The sequence below is a fragment of the Bradyrhizobium sp. NAS80.1 genome, from assembly GCF_001908205.1.
Lineage (GTDB): Bacteria > Pseudomonadota > Alphaproteobacteria > Rhizobiales > Xanthobacteraceae > Bradyrhizobium.
Genome location: NZ_LGHL01000350.1, coordinates 1 through 6,429 on the forward strand (window position 1 = coordinate 1; position 6,429 = coordinate 6,429).

Annotated in this window: 7 protein-coding genes; 2 read left to right on the forward strand and 5 right to left on the reverse strand. The window is 60.7% G+C overall.

Annotated features, from left to right (window positions below; all coding sequences use genetic code 11):
• A partial coding sequence (locus tag AC629_RS48045; RefSeq protein ID WP_210419221.1) for a hypothetical protein occupies positions 1-213 on the forward strand: 213 nt, incomplete at its 5' end.
• Between the two features lie 239 nt (positions 214-452).
• Here the strand turns inward: AC629_RS48045 and AC629_RS43240 are convergent.
• Positions 453-1,166 (reverse strand): molybdate ABC transporter substrate-binding protein, encoded by a 714-nt coding sequence (locus tag AC629_RS43240; RefSeq protein WP_168195745.1) that lies wholly within the window; start codon positions 1,164-1,166, stop codon positions 453-455.
• A 167-nt stretch (positions 1,167-1,333) separates the two neighbouring features.
• Here AC629_RS43240 and AC629_RS43245 point away from each other — a divergent pair, with 167 nt between their 5' ends.
• Positions 1,334-2,263 (forward strand): LysR family transcriptional regulator, encoded by a 930-nt coding sequence (locus AC629_RS43245; RefSeq protein WP_084810700.1) that lies wholly within the window; start codon positions 1,334-1,336, stop codon positions 2,261-2,263.
• 252 nt (positions 2,264-2,515) lie between these two features.
• On the opposite strand, the gene AC629_RS43250 is transcribed toward AC629_RS43245, so the two are convergent.
• The 4 genes from AC629_RS43250 to AC629_RS43265 form a co-directional block, all read right to left on the reverse strand.
• Positions 2,516-2,905: a DUF1330 domain-containing protein gene (locus AC629_RS43250; protein WP_084810701.1), complete on the reverse strand. Its 390-nt coding sequence runs from the start codon at positions 2,903-2,905 to the stop codon at positions 2,516-2,518.
• A gap of 352 nt (positions 2,906-3,257) precedes the next feature.
• The gene (locus AC629_RS43255; RefSeq protein WP_084810702.1) at positions 3,258-3,665 is read right to left on the reverse strand and encodes a DUF2237 family protein; all 408 of its coding nucleotides are present in this window, start codon (positions 3,663-3,665) and stop codon (positions 3,258-3,260) included.
• Positions 3,666-4,127: 462 nt separating this feature from the next.
• The gene (locus AC629_RS43260; RefSeq protein ID WP_084810703.1) at positions 4,128-4,697 is read right to left on the reverse strand and encodes a c-type cytochrome; all 570 of its coding nucleotides are present in this window, start codon (positions 4,695-4,697) and stop codon (positions 4,128-4,130) included.
• A gap of 99 nt (positions 4,698-4,796) precedes the next feature.
• Positions 4,797-6,074 (reverse strand): PQQ-dependent sugar dehydrogenase, encoded by a 1,278-nt coding sequence (locus tag AC629_RS43265; protein WP_210419222.1) that lies wholly within the window; start codon positions 6,072-6,074, stop codon positions 4,797-4,799.
• Positions 6,075-6,429 lie beyond the last annotated feature (355 nt).

The window sequence follows — 6,429 nt, forward strand, 5'->3', positions numbered from 1 at the left end:
TGCTGGTTTCCGCTGCCGCTCGATGTCTGCTCCTCCCCAAAAGTGACCTACTTATTGCGCGGCAGCGAAATGACGCGAAGGGCCCAAGAGGAGACATGTCCTATCGGCTTTGTCTGTCGGACGATCTTCCAGTCAGATCTTGGCCTTCGACACGTAAAGCCCGGCGACGCATTTGTACCGCTCGATATGCCAGTCGTCAGACCGGTAGATTGAGTGAGCACTCTTCCATTGGGCTAGACCTGCTTGGCCGCCAGTTAAGCCGCCCTGAAAAGTGATACCGGCGTCCAAGTTCGAATTTGTAACGACTACCTCGGTGCAGTGTTGAACTGAAAAATGGCAAAGCACCGCAACAACCGTGACGAGCATATTGCAAATTTCCGAACATGGTTCATGAAAAGGTCAAAAGGCAACACGACCGGGCAAGCGACGACCGTCCTCCCCAGAACAAGGCTTCAGGGGACAATAGGCTCCAATCCTTTGCTCCGGATAGCGGCGGCTGCGGCGGGCGAGCGCAAGAATGCGATCAATTGCTCGGCGGCTTTACGCTCCTTGGCGTTGGCGCTGACGCCAATGCTGAGGGTGGTGTAGTTCTGCAACTCTTCCGGAATCAACCCTGCGAGGGCGACGCTCTCGACGTCGACGATGTTCGGCACGGTGATCACGGTCAACTCTGCTTCGCCGCGCGCGACGGCCTCGACGGGGCTCCGCCCTGTAACCGCTAAGAGCTTCGGCTTCACCTCGGTCTCGATTCCGAGGCGATCAAGCAGATGAAGGAAATAGCTTCCGCTCGCGCTGTCGCGCGAATAGGAGATTGTTTTCGCCGCGAGCAGCGTTCGCTTCAGGTCTTCGCTGGTGCCGACCGGAGGTTTCTTCGCGCCCGCGCTGACCGCAACCCCGGCGGCCGTGCGGGCAATATCTGAGCGCGAGCCGACGGCGATCTTGCCAGATTTGGAAAGATCATCGATCGCCGCGGGCAACAAGAGCGCCACATCAAACGTCTCACCCGCTTCGATCCGCCGCTTGAGCGCCGGGACGCCTTCAAGGGTGAGCCCAAGCGTATGGCCGGTCGCGCGTGTGAACACCGGCGCAAGATCAGTGAGCACGCCTTGCATGGTGGGCGTGCTCAGAACGGTGATTTCGGCGGCCCCGGCGGTGGTGGCGCCCATCACCACGACCAGAGCTGCAGCTACGATGCCAATGGCCCTCATCGCCACCTCCTGCTTCGAGCGGGTTCAGGCCGAAAGTTCAGGCCCGGAGCTGGAGTCGGCGCCAAAACAGGGGTATCCACAAGGTCGATTATTCGACAGGCCGGTAGCCATTTAGGTACGTCGACATGCGCTGGGACAGGGTCGGACGATTTCTCAAGCCCCGCGACCTCCACGTCTTCATGACGGTGGTCGAGGAGAACAGTATGGCCAAGGCCGCCGAGCGCCTGGCCATCTCACGGCCAGTGATCTCGCGCACCATCGCCAATCTCGAACACATGCTCGGAGTGACGCTGCTGGACCGCACCGCGCGCGGGATCGAGCCGACGATGTTCGGCAAGGCGTTGCTCAAACGCGGCACTGCGGTGTTCGACGAACTTCGGCAGAGCGTGGAGGAGATTGCGTTTCTCACCGATCCCCAGGCGGGCGAGCTGCGCATAGCGTGCACCGAGGTGTGGGCAGCCGGCCTCGTGCCGGCAGCGATCGAGCGGCTCTCAAAACGACTGCCGCGTCTGCGCGTTAGGCTGGAACAAGGCACGGCGTCGCATCAGTTCAACCTGCTACGGGAACGTCAATGCGAAATCGTTATTTCGCGACTGCTGACGGAGGCACCTGACTCCGACATCGAAATGCAACCACTGTTCTACGAGTCGCTCGTCGTCGTCGCCGGCCCGCAGAGCTCCTGGTCGCGCCGCCGCAAATTGACGCTTTCAGAACTCGTCGACGTGCCGTGGATCCTGTCGACGCTGGAAGCGGAATCCGGTTCGCCTTTCGTCGAAGCATTCCGATCTGCGAAACTGTCGATTCCCACCGCAACGATCTTCAGCAACTCCCTACACCTGCGCATCAGCCTGCTCGCCACCGGACGCTATCTCACATTAGTGCCGGGCTCGGCGCTGCGGTTCGGCCCCGGAGCCGATCTGCTGAAGGCACTACCCGTCGCATTGCCGCGGTGGCACCTGCCAACGGCAATCTTCACCTTGAAGGGTCGAATGCTGAGCCCGGTCGCGCAAGCGTTCGCCAATTGCGTTCGCGACGTCGCCAAACCACTTGCTTAAAGCAAGGCGGCACGGCCACATTAACGGCTTGCCGCGCGAACAGCCTAACGTCTGCTAATGGGGTCATTCGCGACGAACCCTACCGATCATGACCGACATCCGATGTCCGCTTCGTCCCGCTTGCGAGCGAAACCGCGTGGCACCGCAATATGTCGCGAAGGGCCAGACGCAGAACTGCGACCCGAGGCCGTCAACATGACAGCCTCGCGCTAGGCGTTTAGGACAGGTTTCTGGCGCTACCTGCCGGCCACGCTACTTTTCGACTTCGACGACGTACCTCTGTGCGACCTTGACTGCCTTCTCACGCTGGGGTGCAAGGTCCGTCCAGGCTTTCGACTTGTAGAATGCCACAGCCTCATCCAAGCTATCCCATTCGACGATTCCCACACTCTTGGGGGCTGGTCCGCCCTCTATTTGAACAACCCGTCCGGCCGCGGTGCGTAAAGCGCGACCATGGGCGGCATCTATTGCCTTGCGAGCGGCAGGCAGGTATGCGGCTAGGGCTGAGGCATCGAGGACTTCGCTCTCGCTGACAGAGTAGGCTTTCAGCTTAGCTCCTTGAGCGTGGAGACCCTGAACCGCGATAGCTCCAATTGCGACGCCCGCGAGCATTGCCATTGCGATTCCAAAATTAGATTTCATGGCAGTCCTCCAATTGTGCGAATTCGGTTGAAAAGAACGACAGCCAAGCGATGTCCCCTGTCGTATGTCGCGCTGCCAAATCGAAGGTTCAGGAAGGAGGGCCCGTTTCTCCACCGACTGCCAATACTCTTTGTGGGACGGAACTCAACGAGCTGGAATATGGACGCCACTACGGACAGACCGTGCGGATGACCGCTCTGGGTCACTTTCGACCGACGCTACGGGTTTCGCGTGCCGTTCGATGTCCGCCCCCGAAAGCGACCTAATTGCTGCGCAGCAACGAAATGACGCGAAGGGCCCAGGAGCCGACATCGGCTCGCCTATCCGATCACCTCGTCGGCAAGTGCAGGAGTCAGGCTAGGTCGACTGCGAGGCGCTTGAGATCGGCGAGCGAGCAGTGGCCCAGAGCGCCTTCGTGTGTGGCGCGCAAGACCACGCGGGGCGCCTGGCCCGCCTCGAGTGCTTCTTGCCAACGCGGAGCACAGAGGCACCAACGGTCGCCGGGTTTCAGGCCGCGAAAGCCGAATTCCGGCATCGGTGTCGAAAGATCGTTGCCGCGGGATTTGGAAAACTCGAGAAACGCGGCGGTCATGACGGCGCAGACCGTGTGGCTACCGATGTCCTCTCGCCCAGTGTCGCAGCAGCCGTCTCGAAAGAACCCCGTCATTGGGCTTATCGAGCAGACTTCGAGCCGCTCACCGAGCACGTTACGGGGTGTGCTCGGCCGACCGCCTCCACTACCGTTGCCGTCCCTCAGCATTGCCGTCTCCGCGTGCGGTGTTGTCGACCGACTACTGATCTTTGGTGAGTCGCACCTGCCGCTTCCGACCCGTGCCAAAAGCGGACATCGTCCCCGTTTACCTCTTCGGGTAGGCCGTGAAAATGTAATCTTTTGCCGCCACTATCGTATGGCACGCGTACCCGCAGTTGGCGCCGCTCCCATCGGGCGTGAACGTGTCGGACTCGGCGTGAGCGCTATTCCGACTTTCCGCGCGAGATCATCCCGTTTGCATCGATGCGCGTCATGAAAGCATCCCCTTTGCAACTGGCTCCGGCTCACCGATCTGCAGCCATTGACCATCCAGAATGAGACGAAGGGACGTCTGTCTCAGGCGGACGATCTATTTGGTACGGCGGCCGAACGATTCCGCGTCGGCCTCGGTGCCACATCCGGAAATGTTGGTCTCCCGATTAGGGCAACGGATGAGGCCGCCCCGCTTTTTCATTGCGCCCGCGCCATAAAATACGCGAGATCAAGAATCTCGGCATCCGAGATCGGCTGCGTCACCTCGGCCATTGAGGCGTCATACCCGGGCCGCGTATTGCTCTTGTATTCGCGCAGGGCCTTGACGAGGTAGTCCTCGCGCTGGGCAGCGAGCCGGGGGACGTTATCACGTCCCGAGAAATCCGGGTTATGACAGAAGCCACAGTGGTAGCTTTGGGCGAGTCCCCGGCCGCGTTCCATTCGCGCCGCATCGGGACTGTCTTGAGGTGGCTTCGGCGCGGGTAATTTGGCCATAAAATCAGAGAACTGACGTAAATCGTCGTCGGTCAAACCCTTGGCCGCATCGGTCATCGGCTCAACCCGACGCTGTTTCTCCCGGAATAGATAAAGCTGGATTAGGACAAAGGGCGCTGGCTCGGCGCCGAGCGAAGGGACCTCGACATTGTCCGACTGGCCGTTCTCGCCATGGCAGGTAAGACAGAGTCCTATGCGTTCTTGGAACGTTTCCGCGAGGCAAGGAACTGCCATCGCATGTATGAACGTCAGGGCGATCAGTAATGTACGCATGTCCCTGTTGTTCAGGTTGGTCCCGGCGAGGGTTCGGATGGACTCAAAAGAAATCGAACGCGGCGGCGGCGCCCTCGATCGCCAAACTGGGATTCGAGTTCAACGTGCGACGGTGCTGCTGTAAGTGACCCGATAGACTGCGCCGTTGAAGTCATCGGAAATCAGCATCGACCCGTCTTTGACGAACTCCACGTCGGCCGGGCGCCCAACATAGTTGTTATTCTCGATGAAGCCAGTGATGAACGGCTCGATCGACTTCACTGCACCGTCTTCGCTGAGTTCTGCCACAACAATATCCCCGCCGATCTTCTTGGTTCGATTCCAGGAGCCGTGGCGCGCGATGAAGATCGCGTTGCGATACTCAGACGGAAACATCTCCCCGGTGTAGAACCGCATCCCAAGCGCGGCCGTATGCGGGCCCAGCAATGCGATCGGCTTGGTAAACTCGTCGCACGAGTGACCCCACCCGAATTCCTGATCCGCAATGTTGCCCTGGTGGCAATACGGGTAGCCGAAGTTGTCCTTGCCGGGCTGGGTGAGCCGATTGAGCTTGTCTTCAGGGATGTCTTCCGACAGCCAGTCGCGGCTGTTTTCCGTGAAATAGAGCTGCTTGGTGATCGGGCTGAAGTCCATTCCGACAATCTGGCGGATGCCCCGCGCCACGACTTCCGCGCCGCTGCCGTCGAGGTTGATGCGGCGGATCTGTGCATGGGCAGGGGAGGGCATACAGATGTTGCACGGCGCGCCGACCTGGAAATAGAGCTTGTCGTCCGGCCCGATGGTGAGGAACTTCCAGCCATGAGCCTCATCTTTCGGCAGGTCGTCGTAGATGACGACCGGCTTTGGCGGGTTGTCGAGGTTGTCCTCGATCTTTTCGACCTTCGAAATTCTGGAGAGCTCCGCGATGTACAGTACGCTGTCCTTGAAGGCGAGGCCGTTTGGCCGATACAGCCCCGAGTAGATCGGCTTGACCTCGCGCTTTTCGCCCCTGTCGACGATGGCATAGACCTTGTCGAGCAAGCGGCTGCCGACGAACACCGTGCCCTTGTCCCCCTGCCGCAGCGTGCGCGCATTGCCTACGCCCGCCGCATAGAGCTCGATCTTGAAGCCCTTCGGCGCCTTCAGCTTCTCGATCGGCAGCTTGTCGGCGGCGGTCGGAATTGGCGGCGGTGCGATTGGCGCAAGCGGGACCCCAATCGCCGCTTCAGGCCGCCCTTGAGCCCAGGGCGGAGCGGCGGCAGGTCCAGTTGGGGCGGCTACGGCGGGGGCAGCGGGTTGAGGCGCCGGCTGCTGCGCAACTGCAGGCCAAGCGGCGAAGGTCGCGGCAATGGTTCCGGCGCGCAGCAGTCTGCGCCCGATCGAAGCGTTTAAGGTCATGATGGTCCTCCCTCATGCGGAAGCCCTTCTCGTCGCCATCGGCAAAACAGGCAGTCGAACCGGCAGCAAGGGGGCCCCTCCTAGCAATGCGGCGACGCGATTTCATTGCCATCCTTGGGGGGCATGACGGTCACGCCTCCGAAGGAAACGCGTCAGCCAATGCCCGCAAGCTAGCACTTTGCGAACGGACGGCCAGTGAGAAGTGGCACCCAACCTACCTCAGGACGCTAACCGATCTGATGTCCGAGATGGGTCTTGGCCGTGTAAAAACGGCTTTACAGGGCCGTCGGCCTTGAAGCCCAAACTGGGCCGGCCTCAGGCCGTGATCGCGGTGATCAGCGGCCTGATCCCGAGG